The sequence below is a fragment of the Sporosarcina sp. P32b genome, assembly GCF_002743335.1.
In the GTDB taxonomy this organism is placed as follows: domain Bacteria; phylum Bacillota; class Bacilli; order Bacillales_A; family Planococcaceae; genus Sporosarcina.
The window spans coordinates 23,148-39,088 of record NZ_PDZB01000022.1; the positions used below are offsets into that span (position 1 = coordinate 23,148).

The 15,941-nt window shown below is 46.3% G+C and carries 15 protein-coding genes; 13 read left to right on the forward strand and 2 right to left on the reverse strand.

Translation table 11 applies throughout. From position 1 onward, the window contains the following. Nucleotides 1-17: 17 nt before the first annotated feature. Genes CSV64_RS13370 through CSV64_RS13400 form a run of 7 tightly spaced genes read left to right on the forward strand, consistent with a single transcriptional unit; the run spans nt 18 to nt 4,975 of the window. Complete coding sequence (locus CSV64_RS13370; protein WP_099635085.1) at nt 18-1,274, forward strand: molybdopterin molybdotransferase MoeA; 1,257 nt, start codon at nt 18-20, stop codon at nt 1,272-1,274. Continuing rightward, a complete protein-coding gene (mobB, locus tag CSV64_RS13375; protein WP_158233047.1) occupies nt 1,271-1,741 on the forward strand; it encodes a molybdopterin-guanine dinucleotide biosynthesis protein B in 471 nt (156 codons plus the stop codon). Before CSV64_RS13370 ends, mobB begins: the two co-directional genes overlap by 4 nt. Continuing rightward, a complete protein-coding gene (locus CSV64_RS13380; RefSeq protein ID WP_099635086.1) occupies nt 1,738-2,184 on the forward strand; it encodes a molybdenum cofactor biosynthesis protein MoaE in 447 nt (148 codons plus the stop codon). The genes mobB and CSV64_RS13380 overlap by 4 nt, the downstream gene beginning before the upstream one ends. Then, nucleotides 2,181-2,414: a molybdopterin converting factor subunit 1 gene (moaD, locus tag CSV64_RS13385; protein WP_029053550.1), complete on the forward strand. Its 234-nt coding sequence runs from the start codon at nt 2,181-2,183 to the stop codon at nt 2,412-2,414. The genes CSV64_RS13380 and moaD overlap by 4 nt, the downstream gene beginning before the upstream one ends. Next, nucleotides 2,411-2,980 carry a molybdenum cofactor guanylyltransferase gene (mobA, locus tag CSV64_RS13390; RefSeq protein WP_099635087.1) on the forward strand — a complete coding sequence of 190 codons (570 nt, stop codon included), beginning with the start codon at nt 2,411-2,413 and terminating at the stop codon, nt 2,978-2,980. The genes moaD and mobA overlap by 4 nt, the downstream gene beginning before the upstream one ends. Continuing rightward, nucleotides 2,977-3,996, forward strand: a complete 1,020-nt coding sequence (moaA, locus tag CSV64_RS13395; protein ID WP_099635088.1) for a GTP 3',8-cyclase MoaA — start codon at nt 2,977-2,979, stop codon at nt 3,994-3,996. The genes mobA and moaA overlap by 4 nt, the downstream gene beginning before the upstream one ends. A 13-nt stretch (nt 3,997-4,009) precedes the next feature. Then, the gene (locus CSV64_RS13400) at nt 4,010-4,975 is read left to right on the forward strand and encodes a 2-hydroxyacid dehydrogenase (RefSeq protein ID WP_099635089.1); all 966 of its coding nucleotides are present in this window, start codon (nt 4,010-4,012) and stop codon (nt 4,973-4,975) included. A 357-nt stretch (nt 4,976-5,332) separates the two neighbouring features. Here the strand turns inward: CSV64_RS13400 and CSV64_RS13405 are convergent, their stop codons facing one another. Continuing rightward, entirely contained in the window at nt 5,333-6,214 is an 882-nt protein-coding gene (locus CSV64_RS13405) for a TetR/AcrR family transcriptional regulator (protein WP_099635090.1), read from the reverse strand. 176 nt (nt 6,215-6,390) lie between these two features. On the opposite strand from CSV64_RS13405, the gene CSV64_RS13410 reads away from it, so the two are divergent. From CSV64_RS13410 to CSV64_RS13435, 6 genes are all read left to right on the forward strand, one after another. After that, nucleotides 6,391-7,893, forward strand: coding sequence for a DHA2 family efflux MFS transporter permease subunit (locus tag CSV64_RS13410; protein ID WP_099635091.1), 1,503 nt, complete (start codon nt 6,391-6,393; stop codon nt 7,891-7,893). A gap of 80 nt (nt 7,894-7,973) precedes the next feature. Continuing rightward, complete coding sequence (locus CSV64_RS13415; RefSeq protein WP_099662682.1) at nt 7,974-9,827, forward strand: tetratricopeptide repeat protein; 1,854 nt, start codon at nt 7,974-7,976, stop codon at nt 9,825-9,827. 468 nt (nt 9,828-10,295) lie between these two features. After that, complete coding sequence (locus CSV64_RS13420; RefSeq protein ID WP_099635093.1) at nt 10,296-11,771, forward strand: aldehyde dehydrogenase family protein; 1,476 nt, start codon at nt 10,296-10,298, stop codon at nt 11,769-11,771. A 25-nt stretch (nt 11,772-11,796) separates the two neighbouring features. Then, nucleotides 11,797-12,945: a saccharopine dehydrogenase family protein gene (locus CSV64_RS13425; protein ID WP_099635094.1), complete on the forward strand. Its 1,149-nt coding sequence runs from the start codon at nt 11,797-11,799 to the stop codon at nt 12,943-12,945. A 78-nt stretch (nt 12,946-13,023) separates the two neighbouring features. Continuing rightward, a complete protein-coding gene (locus CSV64_RS13430) occupies nt 13,024-13,632 on the forward strand; it encodes a GNAT family N-acetyltransferase (protein WP_099635095.1) in 609 nt (202 codons plus the stop codon). Between the two features lie 25 nt (nt 13,633-13,657). Continuing rightward, nucleotides 13,658-14,851 (forward strand): acyl-CoA dehydrogenase family protein, encoded by a 1,194-nt coding sequence (locus CSV64_RS13435; RefSeq protein WP_099635096.1) that lies wholly within the window; start codon nt 13,658-13,660, stop codon nt 14,849-14,851. Nucleotides 14,852-14,952: 101 nt separating this feature from the next. On the opposite strand, the gene CSV64_RS13440 is transcribed toward CSV64_RS13435, so the two are convergent. Next, nucleotides 14,953-15,834 carry an SDR family oxidoreductase gene (locus CSV64_RS13440; protein ID WP_099635097.1) on the reverse strand — a complete coding sequence of 294 codons (882 nt, stop codon included), beginning with the start codon at nt 15,832-15,834 and terminating at the stop codon, nt 14,953-14,955. Nucleotides 15,835-15,941 lie beyond the last annotated feature (107 nt).

Genomic DNA, 15,941 nt, shown 5'->3' on the forward strand with positions numbered 1-15,941 from the left:
GAAAGTAGGAGATGTACGTGGTAGAAATTCGAAAACCGATTCAAGTGGCGGAAGCTGTAGAGCGTGTGATGAAACATGTACATAAGCTTCAGACGGAAGTTCTTTCGTTAGAAGATACATATGGTCGAGTGTTAGCTGAGCCGATCGTGGCGAAGCATGATGTGCCGCCTTTTGATCGTTCGCCGTATGACGGGTTTGCGATTCGTGCGGAAGATTCGAAGGGTGCTTCAGGTGACACGAGAAAAGCCTTCCGTGTGATTGGAGAAATTGGTGCAGGGCATGTGGCAGATCGTCCGATTGAGCCAGGAGAATCGTTCCGCATCATGACGGGTGCATTGATTCCGGAACAGGCGGACGCAGTCGTCATGCTGGAGCAAACGGTGGAAAACGACAGTGGGTTTACGCTGCGTAAGCCGTTTGAAGCGGGCGAAAATATTTCGCGTCAAGGAGAAGATGCGAAACAAGGAGAGACATTGATCGAAGCAGGAACGGTTATTCATCCGGGGACCATTGCGCTGCTTGCGACATTTGGTTATGCGCAAGTACGTGTTGCGAAACGGCCGATAGCTGGGGTGTTGTCGACGGGAACTGAATTGCTCGATGTCACTGATGAACTCGAACCGGGGAAGATTCGCAATTCCAATGGGCCGATGATTCGTGCGCAGTTGAAGCGAATGGGAATTGAATCTACGTCGTATGGCATGATGGAAGACGACTTGGATGCATGTACCGAAATCGTCGAGAAAGCACTTCAAGAAACAGACTTGCTCATTACGACGGGCGGAGTGTCAGTTGGGGATTATGATTATCTGCCTACGATCTATGAACGTCTCGGTGCGAAAGTATTGTTCAATAAAGTGGCGATGCGTCCAGGTAGTGTGACGACGGTGGCAGTTTTAGGGCACAAATTATTATTTGGTCTATCAGGAAATCCTTCCGCTTGCTTCACAGGATTTGAATTGTTTGCACGTCCTGCCATTTATTCGATGATGGGCTGTTCGGCGCCTTATATGCCCCGTATTCAAGCGGTCCTTGGAGACGATTTCAAGAAAGCGAACCCGTTCACTCGTTTTGTTCGTGCTAGCTGGTCGATGACGAATGAAGGTATCGTGGCAACACCTGCAGGTTTCAATAAATCTAGCGCGGTGTCTTCTATTGCGCGTGGTAATTGCATCATCGTCTTGCCGAGCGGAACGCGTGGTTTCGAAAAAGGGATGCTAGTGGATGTTTTATTGCTAGGAACGGAACAAGGTGTGGAGCGTTGGGAACTGTGAAGACGCTACATATTGTCGGCTTCAAGGACAGTGGAAAAACGACGCTCGTTTCGCACTGGATTACTGTGCTGAACCGCCTCGGTTACAAAGTGGCTGTGCTCAAACATCATGGACATGGCGGTGTGCCTGAACTGCCGCCAGCGCATACCGATACGGTGCAATTCTTAGAATATGGAGCTGTCTCCACTCTTGTGGCGGGCGGCGATATGATACAATTGATACAAAATAAAGAACGTTCATTTGAACAGTTAAAGGCATTGGCTACGTCTAGCGGGCCGGATGTCTTATTAATAGAAGGGTATAAAAAAGAAGCTGGTGAGAAAGTGGTGCTCATCCGAAATGAAGAAGAACGACATGAGTTGGAGTCGTTGCTTGGCATCGTTCGGACGGTGAAAACAGCCGAGTTGTTTGAAGACATCACACGACTCGACGACTGGCTACGAGAATGGGTGGAGGCGAGACGATGAAACGTTATGAAATCATAGACACGCCGATTGATGTGCAGAAATATAGTGAGTTGGTTTTGCATCCGGCAGCGGGCGCGGTAACCGTGTTCACGGGACATGTTCGCGAATGGACACATGGTGTTCGTACATTGTATCTCGCGTATGAAGCCTATGTACCGATGGCGGAAAAGAAGCTTGCTGAAATCGGTGCTGAGATGGAAGCAAAGTGGCCAGGAGTTCAAGTCGCTATGGCGCATCGCATTGGTGAGCTGAAAATATCGGACATTGCAGTAGTCATCGCGGTATCGTCGCCTCACAGAAAAGAAGCATATGAAGCGAATGAATACGCAATTGAGCGTATTAAAGAAGTCGTACCGATTTGGAAGAAGGAAATCTGGGAAGACGGCGAAGAGTGGATCGGTGCACAAAAGAAATATCCTGAGAAAGGGAGCGAATCACCATGATTACAGTTCATTACTTTGCGAGGTTACGGGAGTTGACGGGTAAAGGTGAAGAGTCTTTGGATCGCGCGCCTTTAACGGTGGAAGAATTGCTGAACTGGGCGGAAGAAACGTATCCGGGTTTCGGTAAAGAGACGATCCATGTAGCAGTAAATGAAGAATATGCCCTAAAGGATGACGTCATTCAAGCGGGGGATGTCTGCGCGTTCATTCCACCAGTGAGTGGCGGATGAAGACGGTCGGTGTGCTACTCGCGGGTGGACAATCGCGACGTTTCGGCTCACCGAAAGCGTTTGCGACGTATGAAGGTCACTCGTTTTATCATTATTCAGTAGAGGCATTACGACCGATTTGCGATGAGATCGTCATTGTGGCACGTCCTGAATATAAAGAACTGTTTCCGGACAGCGTTCATGTGACGACGGATCTTGCGTCCTATGCGGGAATGGGTCCTCTTGCAGGAATCTTATCCGCAATGGAGTCTATGCAAGCAGACCGCTACGTTGTATTACCTTGCGACATGCCGTTTATAGAAACCGGGGTTATGGAAAAATTGCTTAAATTGCATGATGGAGATATTTCGTCTATCACGGTTGAAGGCAAGCGGCATCCACTCGTTTCGGTCTGGAATGCAAGCGTCAAATCGACAATCAAGCAAGCGTTACACGATGGTAATCGCCGAGTGATGGATGTGCAAGCACAACATGAATGTCGGTGGATTGAAGGCGCTTTAGTAACGGATACACCTGAAATTGCTTTTAAAAATGTCAACACGCCATGTGAACTGGAAAGGGGATGAAGAAGATGAATGCCATTGTAGATCAACTCGGACGCCCGATTCGGGATTTGCGTATTTCCGTTACGGATCGCTGTAATTTCCGCTGTACGTACTGCATGCCGAAAGAAGTATTTGGTGATGACTTTGTATTTCTAGCTAAAAATGAATTGCTGTCGTTTGAAGAATTGGAACGCTTGGCTCGGATTTTTGCTCAGTTAGGTGTTAAGAAACTGCGTTTGACGGGCGGTGAACCGCTGATGCGTCGCAATTTACCCGAGTTGATACAGAAGCTTCACGACATCGAAGGGATTGAAGACATCGGACTTACAACGAATGCAGTGCTGCTCGGTCAATACGCGCAACCGCTTTACGACGCTGGATTGCGCCGTCTGAACATCAGTTTAGATGCACTGGACCCAGAACTGTTCGGCCAGATCAACGGCCGTGGCATTTCACCTGATCTCGTTCTCAAAAACATTCAAAAGGCACAAGACATCGGTTTTACAATTAAAGTGAATATGGTCGTACAAAAAGGCGTCAATGAAATCGAAATCCTCCCGATGGCTACGTATTTCAAAGAACGCGGCATCACATTGCGCTACATCGAATTCATGGATGTCGGCAATGACAATGGCTGGAGCTTCAAAAAAGTCGTCACGAAAAAAGAAATCTATGACATGCTGGCTGCTGAATTCGACATGGAGCCTGCGGAAGAAGACTATTACGGTGAAGTAGCCAAACGCTATCGTTATATAGGAACGGAGGCGCAAGTTGGCTTTATCACATCTGTTTCAGAGTCGTTTTGTTCAACTTGTACGCGTTCTCGTTTATCATCCGAGGGGAAATTATACACGTGTCTCTTCGCATCAGAAGGCTTTGACCTACGGGAATTAATTCGTTCTGATAAAACGGACGAAGAATTATACGAAGTGATTGCCGATGTGTGGAGAGGTAGAAAAGATCGCTATTCCGATGAACGTACGGAGCAGACTGTGAAGAATCGCAAGAAAATTAATATGAACTATATAGGTGGCTAAAGGAGTGTTGTCCATGAAACCAACAGTATATATTTGTCGTGAGATGCCGGAAGAAATGATCGCACCACTTCGTGAACACTACGAAGTACGTATGTGGCAATCAACGAGTGAAGCAGTTCCTCGTGAAATATTGCTGAAAGAAGTGGCTGACGCGGATGCACTTTGGTCCGTTATCTCCGACCAAATCAATGAAGAAGTGCTCAACGCTGCCCCTAAATTACAATTAATCGTCAATATGGCAGTGGGCTATAATAACATCGATGTGAAAGCAGCCTCGGCACGAAATATTATGGTTACGAATACACCCGATGTGCTGACAGAAACGACGGCAGATTTGGCGTTTGCTTTATTGATGGCTACGGCCCGTGATTTGATTGGTGCAGAGAACACGTTGCGCGAAGGACGTTGGACGTCATGGGAGCCACTTGGTTTTACAGGAACAGATGTATACGGAGCTACTCTTGGTATCGTCGGCATGGGGCGGATCGGTGAAGCGGTGATGAGACGTGCGAAAGGGTTCAATATGGACGTGCTCTATCACAACCGTAACCGCAAGTCTGAAATAGAAGATATGTACGGCAGTCGATATGCTGCGCTTCCCGATTTGCTGGCGTCTTCAGATTTCGTCTTGATTTTGGTACCGTATAGTGAAGAGACGAAAGGTATGATTGGGGCAGAACAGTTGTCTCAGATGAAAGAGACGGGCGTTCTGATCAATGTTGCGCGTGGCGGGATTGTGGATGAAGAAGCATTGTTTGATGCGCTGCGCACGAAGAAGATTCATGCCGCAGGGCTAGATGTGTTTGAAACGGAGCCGGTTCCGCTCGATCATCCGTTGTTGACGTTGCCGAACTTGACGGTGTTGCCGCATATTGGCAGTGCTACCGTGAAGACGCGCAAGGCGATGATGAAGCTGAACGTGGACGCATTGCTTGCGTTTGCGAGAGGGGAAGAGCCTAATCATCAGGTTCGTGGTTGACTGAGGCGAGACCTTGGTGACGTGGAGGCACCGTTGATCGACGTTCCAGGCGGACACTTTCCGGAGGGCGTGGCCCGAGCCGCTTCCCTCACTTCGTTCAGTCCAGGGTCTCGAACTCACGCTGATCCTCCCGGAGTCGCCGCCTTCCACTTACGATCAACTAGTTTATTCTGTTATTTATAGTGACGTGTAAAGATTACCCCACAATAGACAAACGAAAGTCATCTGCCGGTGCTGAAGTGGATTCAATACGTGATCCACAAGCAACTCGAAACTATTTACACCCTAATCCCCAACAACTGAAAAAGAGACTAGCAAAGTCATAATCGCTGACTTTGCTAGTCTCTTTTGTGTTTTTCATTGAGATTTATTAATGAACAACCATATCGCTGCGGATAGTTCGATTGCTTGGAGCTGCAGTTCGGAGCCTTCGAAGGCTTGGCGGAATGAGCGGACGACGGATTCTAGTAAATAGAGTCGTGGTTGGTCAGATGATAACTCGTCCAATAAAAATTGGCTGTATAGTGTTCTTTGATTTTCTTCATCTGGTAACTCCGCGATGAACTTTTGCAAACTTTCGATCAGCACTTCGCGTGTCATCGGATAAAACTCTGCAGCTGTTAACATGTCTTCCAGCAAGTTTTGCGACAGGAAGCGTGCGTCTCGTTTGACGATGTCTGGCACGATGACTTCCATTCGTTGCATGACGAACTCCACTAGTTTCATCGTATTGATTTGCTCTGAAGTAGAACTTTTCCAGACATTGAGTGCGTGTTGGATGAAACCCAAAAGTAATGATGCGCAATCATAGGAATAGGGCTTTACTTCCTCGCCGTAGACGTCGACGAGTCGTTTCGCGATCCACGCGAGTTCTCGAAAATGCATCTGTTTGACGAATTGACGTAACTCGTCATCGGGCGAATGAACGATAGTTTCAAATAACCGAAGCAAGTTTTGTTGTCGGTTCATCGTCAAACGAATTTCAATCTGAGCAGAAAGAAGGGCAGGGTCTGCTATATCCTTGCCGATCGCCAGCTCATTTCTTCGTAAGTAACTTATATAATAAGCATCGCGCAATATCGCCATGAGACATTCGTTTTTAGAAGAGAAGTAATTATAGAACGTTCCCTTTGAAATTTGTGCCGCATCCAAAATGTCTTGGATAGATGTCGCATGGAAGCCTTTGTCGATGAATAGTTGTTTTGCGATAAGTAATACGTGCTTTTTCCGGTCGTTCATAAATGATCACCTGTATGTTTGAATTTGTTTTATACTGCGTGTATACTTCATATACTATTCTTAAAACACTGTTATATCAAGCTTTTGAATCTCACCGAATTTATTAGTTGTAATAAATGTACTGACGGTATAAAATATAAATCTGACATATTTTATACATGTTATAGGAGGGTAAAATGGTAGAATCATTAGAAATTAAAAAAATGCATGAGAAGCCGCCTTATGGCATCATTGCAATTTTGTTCATTGGTGCGTTTGTTGCGATCTTAAATAATACTTTACTGAATATCGCATTGCCTGTCATTATGGAAGAGTTTTCGATCACTCCATCGGCCGTTCAGTGGCTGACGACGGGGTATATGTTAGTCAACGGGATTATGATTCCGGCCAGTGCGTTTTTCATTCAGAAGTTTACCAATAGAAGAATCTTTATTACCGCGATGGTGCTCTTCTCGTTAGGGACGTTTATCGCCATCATCGCGCCGACATTCTCTTTACTAGTTGTCGCACGTATGATCCAAGCATCCGGTTCTGCACTGATGATGCCGCTATTAATGAATGTGATGTTAACGGCTTTCCCAATCGAAAAGCGGGGAGCGGCACTAGGTATGTTCGGTCTGGTAATGTTCACGGCACCCGCTATCGGACCGACTTTGTCGGGCTGGGTAGTCGAGAATTATTCATGGCGGACGCTGTTTGAAATTGTTTTGCCGATTTCATTGTTGACACTAGCTCTTGCTATTTTCAAACTAAAAAATATTACACCAAACCGAGATGTCCGCATCAACTTCTTCTCGTTAGTCTTATCGACTCTCGGTTTCGGGGGTCTGCTGTACGGCTTTAGTTCTGCTGGAGAAAAGGGTTGGAATTCTCCAATTGTCTATGGCACGATTGCACTCGGAACAGTAGCACTCGTATTGTTCATAGTAAGACAATTACGTATGAAAGAACCGATGCTCGATTTCCGGATTTACAAATACCCGATGTTTGCACTCGCCTCCGTCGTATCCATGGTGCTATCTGTAGCGATGTTCTCCGGGATGATTTTGACACCGTTGTACGTGCAAAATGTGCGAGGTATTTCACCATTAGATGCAGGCTTGCTGATGTTGCCAGGTGCGGTTTTAATGGGAATCATGTCACCGATCACAGGTCGTTTATTTGATAAATACGGTCCGCGAATCCTAGTGTATACAGGATTGACTATTTCAGTAATTGGGACGTATTTAATGAGTCAATTGCAGATGGATACGGGTTATTATTATTTGATGGCAGTGTATACATTCCGAATGTTCGGCTTGTCGATGGTCATGATGCCGGTGATGACAAATGGAATGAACTCGTTGCCGATGATCTCGAATCCGCATGGTACGGCAATGAATAACACATTGCAACAAGTATCTGGTGCGATTGGTTCGGCGTTGTTATTGACACTCATGACCAAGCGATTGGATGTATCAGCGGCTGCCCAAGTGAAAGATTTGGCTGCGTCTGGAGTCGATGTATCCACTATGAAAGAAGAGATTGGACGTCTGGCGATGCTAGATGGTGTCAATCATGCATTCTTCATTTCTACGGTGATTACATTCGTCGCATTGATCCTATCGTTATTCATTAAACGGGTCATGCCACCGACTTCGCCAACTATTGGTGAAGTGAAGGAACAGTCAGAAAAGTAAAACAAGGGGTTTCGTATGCTGCTATGCATGCGGAGCTTCTTTTTAGTATGGTATAGTAAAAAGAAAAGGTTGTGTTCGATGTGATAGGGAATAAAGAAAAATGCCCATGCGGAAGCGGGGAAATCGTAGAGAACTGCTGCGGCAAAACAGATATGCCGGGCACAAACATGGTCCAGGAAGAACTGAAAAAAGTATTAAACAGTTATTACGAAACGTCATTGTCTCCTGCTGAGATCCAATCGTTAGAAGAGTTATTGAAGGAGTGGTCTGGAAGACTCGGTGAATGGATGGAAGAAGAAGAGCTCGTGACGAATGTCAGCGATTACTACTTCTTCATCGTTCGTAAAGATCTATGGAGACGCCACCTAGTCAAAGCGCTAAACCGTACGCAAAATAGAGCTGTACGAGCGATTTTGAAGAGCTGGCAAAATGCTTTCATTACATTCGCGGAAGTGACAAAGGCTGATAAAGAAGTCTACCATATGAAAGAAATTCTTGGAGAAGGCGAGTATTTATTGGCAAGAGAAGCAGGCGAACCTGAAGACATACGAGCTGTCATTGCCATCGTCTTAGAAGAGATGCGCAATGAAGAGCGCTGGGTCATGCCGATTTCTGCCATCGCGGTGAATAAGCATATGAGTGATGAACTACTGACGCGTGTGCAAGAACTAGCTGAAACGAGTGAAGAGAAGAATAGCTTCGATTTCTTTAAGAAGCATCTAGTCGACATTTATGAAGTGGTTTGTAAACTCGATGTTCAGACGTTATCTGACGTAGTCGAGCAAAACTTCACACCATTGCAGCGTGAAGTAGTAGAAATACTAGATGCTCAACTCGAAAAGGAAGAGCTATATCCGGGCGCCTATGAAATGTTACTGTCCTTAATGGCGTACTACTTTACCGATCAAGATCCGAAGTTCCGTAAGCCGGAAGTACTCGCCGCGGCTGCGTTCCAATTAGCAGTCGATACGAACATGATGAAGAGTACGTATACGCAAGCGGAAGTAGGTAAACAATTCGGGGTTTCTGTCTCTTCATTCCGGAAGCATACGGATATTCTGCTAGAGAAGATTGAAGATCTCGAGAAGATGATGGAGGAAGGAAAGAAGGATGCCGGGTATCATATCGGAACGAATCCACTTCCATCTGAGCAAATGAATTGGCAAGTGCATATGTTGACGCAAAAACATAACTTCGATACGTTTGAAGAAGCACAAGCCTATATTCAAGAAGCAATCCAGCAACCATTCGAGCCGGAAAATCAACAACAAGAAGCACAGATGCTTTGTTATATGGCGTACAATGCTGAAACAATCGAACAGCGACATGACTTCGCGGTAGGTGCGTATGGCGCGGATCCGACGAATGTCGATGCATTGTTGCTTCAGACTGAGCTGACAGATTCGAAGGACGAGCAAGAAAAGTTCTTCAAACAAGCTATATTCTCTGGTGAAAAACAGTTTGATAACCGTGCGGAAGATGCGTGGAAGTTCGCACCGAATCGTCCATATTTACGTAGTTTGATGCAGTACGGCGTGTGGCTCTATGAGCAAGACCGTTTTGCTGACGCAAGCGAGATGTTTGTACGTCTGCTGTCGCTCGACCTCTTTGATCATCAAAGTGCACGGTACTTAGCAATATCTTCGTTGATTCACCAAGGAGAAATTGATCAGGCGGCGCGGGTATTGGAGGCGACTGTAGAAGTTTCTGAAGGCGATGCGGCGTATTGGTATTTGTCTTGGTTGATGGAGATGGAGCATGCGCAAGGTAAGTCTTCGGAGAAAGCATTGGAGTTGTTTGCGAAGGCGGAGCAGTTGAATCCACATGTGAGTAAGTTGATGGAGATGGCTGTGGATAAGATGAGTTATCCGAAGAGTGCGGCGCTTACGCCGGGTAGTCATGAGGAAGCGCATTATATTTGGTATTTGTTGTAATAAATGTAGGCCGTCATGGCGAGTTGGAGTTTCCGACTTGCTGTGGCGGTTTTTTGCATTGGTGAGTGATGAGTAGGGCACCGTTGATCTGCGTTAGGAATTTCATTCAGTCCAGGCTCTTAAAGCGCATGCTTATCCATCAAGATTCGCTGGCTTCCGCTTAAAATCAACTAGAATCGTTTTCTTTAGGAGGAGAAACGCTCATACTTTCATCTAAGCGCTCATACTTCCACGACATCCGCTCATAAATCTTTATAGACGCTCTATGATTCCCCTTGAGCGCTCTATCAATCCATTTAACCGCTCTATGAAATGGGTTAAGCGCTCTATGCCCGTTACCAATTCTTGCCCATCAAGTTGACATTTCAGGAATATGTCTAGCTTTAAAGGAATAGGATGATATATTGTCGAACAATTCTAATAGGGACAACTTACGAAAATGATATGAAGTAGAGAGGAGTAGTTTTGATGAAGCTGACGAATTATATCGATGGTATGTGGCAGGAGGAAGCGGCTAGTTATGCTGCTGTGCTTAATCCGGCGAATGGGGAAGAGTTGGCGCAGGTGCCTTTGTCGACGGAAGAAGAAGTGGGTATGGCGGTGGCTGCGGCGAAGAAGGCGCAGAGGAAGTGGGCTTTGGTGCCGGCGCCTAAGCGTGCGGATTATCTCTATGAAATTGGCCGTATAATGAAAGATAAAAAAGAACATCTAGCGCAAGTGTTGACGAAGGAAATGGGTAAAGTAACAGAAGAAGCCCGTGGTGAGGTGCAAGAAGGAATTGATATGGCGTTTTACATGGCGGGAGAAGGACGACGATTGTTCGGTGAAACAGTGCCGTCGGAGTTGCAGGATAAGTTTGCGATGAGCGTTCGTGCACCGATTGGTGTGGTCGGTCTCATTACACCGTGGAATTTCCCGATTGCGATTGCTACGTGGAAGTCGTTTCCGGCGATTGTGGCAGGGAATACATTCATTTGGAAACCAGCGACGGAAACGCCGTTGATGGCGTATGAAATGGCGTTGGTTTTTGAAGAAGCTGGCTTGCCGCGTGGTGTCGCGAACATTGTCTTCGGTTCCGGCTCAGACGTTGGTACTGCACTGATCGAACATCCGGACGTACGCGTTATTTCATTTACTGGCTCGACCGAAACAGGTCGCCATGTTGCGGAATTAGGTGGTCGTCACTTGAAGAAAATCTCTCTTGAAATGGGTGGCAAGAATGCAGTGATCGTGCTTGAAGATGCAGATATCGAGCTGGCGGTAGAAGGTATATTATGGAGTGCATTTGGAACGGCAGGGCAGCGCTGCACAGCTTGTAGTCGGGTCATCGTTCATACAGACGTGAAAGAAGAATTGCAGAAACGTCTACTAGAGAGCATGAAAGGCCTAACAATGGGTGATGGACTGGATGAAACGGTAAAAGTCGGTCCTGTGATTAATGCAAAAGCGCTGGAGAAAATCCAAAGCTATATCGAAATCGGCAAAAGCGAAGGCGCAAATCTAGTGGCGGGTGGAAATGTGCTGAATGAAGGTAAATTCGCTACTGGACATTATTTCGAGCCCACATTATTTGCAGATGTCGCATGGGATAGCCGACTCGCGCAGGAAGAATTATTTGGCCCGGTCATTTCATTGATTACGGTTAGCAGTCTGGATGAGGCAATCGAAGTGAATAACAGCGTCGCGTACGGCTTATCCAGTTCCATTTTCTCGCAAGATGTTAATAAAGTATTCCGCGCACAACGCGACCTGGACACGGGTATCGTTTATATTAACGCAGGCACAACGGGCGCTGAAATTCATTTGCCGTTTGGTGGAACGAAAGGTACGGGGAACGGTCATCGAGACTCTGGTGTTGCGGCACTCGACGTCTTTACGGAATGGAAGAGCATTTACATCGATTACAGCGGCAAGTTGCAACGCGCGCAAATCGATACGGAATGAACTCACAGGAAGAAGGGATGAGCAGATGAAAGTTGTTGTATTAGGTGCTGGATTAATGGGAAAAGAAGTCGTTCGTGATTTAGTCAAGCAGGATGAAGTGAAGAAAGTGTATCTCGCAGACCGCGCCATTCGGCAAGCGGAAGATTTCGCCGAAGAACTCATGAATGAAAAACTCGACATTTTATTGCTCGATGCGACGAATGAAGAGCAACTCAGTGATGTAATCGGGCTTGGGGATATCGTCGTCAACGCACTGTTTTATACATTCAATGAATCAGTCGCCCGCTGTGCAGTAGAACGTGGCGTTCATGTTGTGGACTTAGGTGGACATATCGGTGGAGCAACGGAGAAAGTTCTCGCGCTAAGCGAACAGGCTGCTGCGAAAGGCGTGACGCTCATTCCAGACCTCGGCGTGGCGCCCGGCATGATTAATATTCTGGCAGGTTATGGTGCGTCCTTACTCGATGAAACTAAGTCAATCAAACTTTATGTAGGCGGAGTTCCAGTCAAACCCGAGCCGCCACTAAACTATAATGTTGTCTTTTCATTGGAAGGATTATTCGATCATTACACGGATTCGTCTCGCGTTATGCGAAATGGCGAAGTGAAGGAATTGCCTTCATTATCGGAAATTGAAACGTTGGAATTCGATGGCTATGGCGAAATGGAAGCCTTCCATACATCAGGCGGTACGTCGACGATGCTCGAGTCATTTCCTACTATCGAAACACTAGAATACAAGACCATCCGCTACCCGGGCCATGCAGACAAGGTTCAAGTATTAGTCGATCTCGGCTTACTGTCTAGAGAATCCACGATCCGAGTAGATGGTAGACCACTACGTGTGCGCGACGTCATGCTCGCCCATTTGACGCCACAATTACGCCTTGGGGATAAATCGGATGCCGTCTTACTTCGCGTCATTGTGAGTGGTAGTAAAGGCGGGCAAGCGCATACGGTGACATTTAATATGATTACCGAAAAGGACCAGAACACGAATGAAACGGCTATGGCACTCGCAACAGCCAACACCATTTCTGTCGTAGCACAAATGATTGGCAATGGAGTCATCACAAAAAGAGGCGCTTATCCACCGGAAAACATCGTGCCCGGCAAACTGTATATCGCAGAAATGATGAAACGCGGAGTTGTCATTGACGTACAACAGGCCTGATACAGTATATACTGGTAGGAAAGCGTGGATTTAGATCTCAACAGACCATCTCCTCGTATTTCTAAGGAGTGAAGTGAAATGCAGAAACAAACATTAAATACATCACAGATGGGATTACAGCATCTCGCAACGAATCGACGGACGTTGAATAGGTTATTCAAATTCGTGCTAGTAGACTTCGGATTTCTCGACCATATTCCGTTCCCGATTATGCGTAAAGCGCTGAAGAAAAACATCTTGCGTGCAGTCTATTTGACGGACGGCATCAACGTTTACGGCTATGCCATCTATCAAGAAATCCCAAAGTATGGGGGTATTCACGTACTCTACTTGGCAATAGCGCCGGAATTCCGTTCGTATGGCTTAGGCAGCGTCATGCTTCGCCGTCTAGATGCGCTATCACCAGCGGGAATTTTACTCGAAGTGGAAGACCCTGACTTTTCCCGAAATGAAGAAGAATTATCTATTCGAACGCGACGTATCGCATTCTATGAACGGAATGGACTGACACTGGATCAATCAGTGAAGTTAACCAATTTTAAGCACCCATTATTATTGATGACGACTGTGCCATTGCCTACGTTGAACGAGCGTCAGTTCAGGAAGTTTTATAGACAATTGTATAATCGTGTATACCGCGTACCAGTAGGACAGATTGCGGTAAACGCACGCATCGTAAAAGCCTAGTTTCATTGTAAAGGAGGACACAAAGATGGACTTTACATTTACAGATGAACAAAACATGTTGCGAAAGACGGCAAGGCAATTTGTAGATGCGGAAATTATGCCGTATATTGCAAAATGGGATGCAGAGGGAAGTTTTGATAAAGGAATTTGGAGACGGCTCGCAGATCTTGGATTCATGGGTGTCTGTGTGCCGGAAAAGTACGGTGGCAGTGGGATGGACTATAATTCTTTGGCGATTTTATGCGAAGAACTCGAACGTGGAGATACAGCTTTTCGCACCGCAGTTTCCGTCCACATCGGTTTGAATTGTATGACGCTGATGCAGTGGGGGACGGAAGAGCAGAAGCAAAAGTATTTAGTGCCGCAAGCAAAAGGCGAGAAAATCGGCGCGTTCGGATTGACGGAACCGGGCGCGGGCTCGGATGTGTCCGCACTTCAGACGACAGCGGTTCGCGATGGCGATGACTATCTATTGAACGGTCAGAAAACGTGGATTTCACTTTGTGATTCAGCAGATAATTTTCTCGTTTTTGCTTATACGGATAAATCAAAGAAACACCATGGCATTAGTGCATTTATTGTAGAGCGCACGATGCCGGGATTTTCATCGAAGGCAATCAAAGGGAAGTATGGCATTCGTGCAGGTAACACCGGTGAGCTGTTCTTCGAAGACGTTCGTGTACCGGCTGCCAACTTACTAGGTGAAGAAGGCGAAGGCTTCAAGATTGCGATGGCAGCGCTCGATAACGGTCGTTTTACCGTAGCGGCAGGTGCAGTGGGCTTGTTGTATGCCTGTCTTGAATCGAGTGTAGAGTACGCAACAACGCGTGAAACATTCGGTAAGAAAATAGGTGAACACCAACTAGTCCAACAGATGATTGCAAAAATGGAAGCGGGTTATCAAATGAGCCGTCTTCTCGTCTATCGTGCCGGTGAGTTGAAAAATAGTGGTGTTCGGAATACACGTGAGACATCGCTCGCGAAGTGGCAAGCTTGCGATTTTGCCAATCAAGCAGCAGATGACGCCGTGCAGATCCATGGGGCGTATGGCTATTCGGATGAGTATCCGGTTGCTAGGTATTTACGCAATTCGAAGGCGCCTGTTATTTATGAAGGTACGCGAGAAATCCATACGATCATGCAGGCGGAGTATGTGCTTGGGGAGCGTAGCGATAAAAAGTTGAATCGTATGTTGCCTACGTGGCCATTTGAAGAATGAAAGCGATGCGGTAAGCCAGAGTGAATGGCTTACCGCATCGTTTTTTGCGTGGAGTTCATAATTGTACGGGAATGATGCGGTCACTCTCCATTTATTCCAAATTAAGAGCCGACAAAATCTCCACCATCAACGTGGATCGTCTGGCCAGTCATGTAACTCGAGTCCTGTGAAGCGAGGAATACATACGCAGGTGCGTTCTCAGCAGGCTGTCCACGACGTTTCATCGGTGTGTCTGCTCCGTGTTCAGCGACTGTTTTCGCGTCGAACGTAGAAGGGATCAGCGGCGTCCAGATAGGTCCTGGTGCTACCGCGTTCACTCGAATCCCTTTCTCCGATAAATTTAACGCTAATGAACGTGTGAAACTGGTGATGGCCCCTTTGGTCGCGGAGTAATCGAGCAAACCAGGCGATCCGTTATAAGCTGTAATGGAAGAAGTGTTGACTATGCAGTCGCCTTTTTTCATATGTGCAATGGCTGCTTTTGACATAAAGAACAATCCAAAGAAGTTCGTTTCAAACGTTTCTTTCAATTGCTCTTCAGTAATATCCTCGATGGACTGTTGTGGAAATTGTTTTCCGGCATTGTTAACTAGTATATTTAGAGCGCCAAAGTCATCAATCACTTGTTTGACCAACTGTTTACAGTTCTTATCACTGCTAATATCGGTTTGATATCTCTTCGCTTTGCCACCGTATTTCTCAATGAGTGCAATCGTTTTATCGGCATCTTCATCTTCCTGATCAGCTAAATACGCGATAGCGACGTTCGCTCCTTCTTTCGCATAGGCAACCGCGACAGCGCGACCAATTCCGCTGTCACCACCTGTGATCAATGCGGTTTTTCCTTTAAGTTTATCAGCACCTTTGAAATTCGGATCATCATAGATTGGCGCGGGATGCATCTCTTCCTCGACACCGGGCTGTGATGATTGTGTCTGTCCGGATATATTATCATCAATTTTTTCGTATGGATTTTTACTCATGTGACATCCTCCTCAAAATATAGTTACCAAAAGTGTTCCCTGATTGCCCATGAACAAACATCCAAATGTTCGATATAAAATACATCCAGGCCATCTTTTCGCGTGTT

Excerpts from the sequence above, each read along its gene's own strand:
- CSV64_RS13380 (WP_099635086.1), top strand. The coding sequence starts at position 1,738 with ATGAAACGTTATGAAATCATAGACACGCCGATTGATGTGCAGAAATAT.
- moaD (WP_029053550.1), top strand. The coding sequence starts at position 2,181 with ATGATTACAGTTCATTACTTTGCGAGGTTACGGGAGTTGACGGGTAAA.
- mobA (WP_099635087.1), top strand. The coding sequence starts at position 2,411 with ATGAAGACGGTCGGTGTGCTACTCGCGGGTGGACAATCGCGACGTTTC.
- moaA (WP_099635088.1), top strand. The coding sequence starts at position 2,977 with ATGAAGAAGATGAATGCCATTGTAGATCAACTCGGACGCCCGATTCGG.
- CSV64_RS13400 (WP_099635089.1), top strand. The coding sequence starts at position 4,010 with ATGAAACCAACAGTATATATTTGTCGTGAGATGCCGGAAGAAATGATC.
- CSV64_RS13405 (WP_099635090.1), bottom strand. The coding sequence starts at position 6,214 with ATGAACGACCGGAAAAAGCACGTATTACTTATCGCAAAACAACTATTC.
- CSV64_RS13410 (WP_099635091.1), top strand. The coding sequence starts at position 6,391 with ATGGTAGAATCATTAGAAATTAAAAAAATGCATGAGAAGCCGCCTTAT.
- CSV64_RS13420 (WP_099635093.1), top strand. The coding sequence starts at position 10,296 with ATGAAGCTGACGAATTATATCGATGGTATGTGGCAGGAGGAAGCGGCT.
- CSV64_RS13425 (WP_099635094.1), top strand. The coding sequence starts at position 11,797 with ATGAAAGTTGTTGTATTAGGTGCTGGATTAATGGGAAAAGAAGTCGTT.
- CSV64_RS13430 (WP_099635095.1), top strand. The coding sequence starts at position 13,024 with ATGCAGAAACAAACATTAAATACATCACAGATGGGATTACAGCATCTC.
- CSV64_RS13435 (WP_099635096.1), top strand. The coding sequence starts at position 13,658 with ATGGACTTTACATTTACAGATGAACAAAACATGTTGCGAAAGACGGCA.
- CSV64_RS13440 (WP_099635097.1), bottom strand. The coding sequence starts at position 15,834 with ATGAGTAAAAATCCATACGAAAAAATTGATGATAATATATCCGGACAG.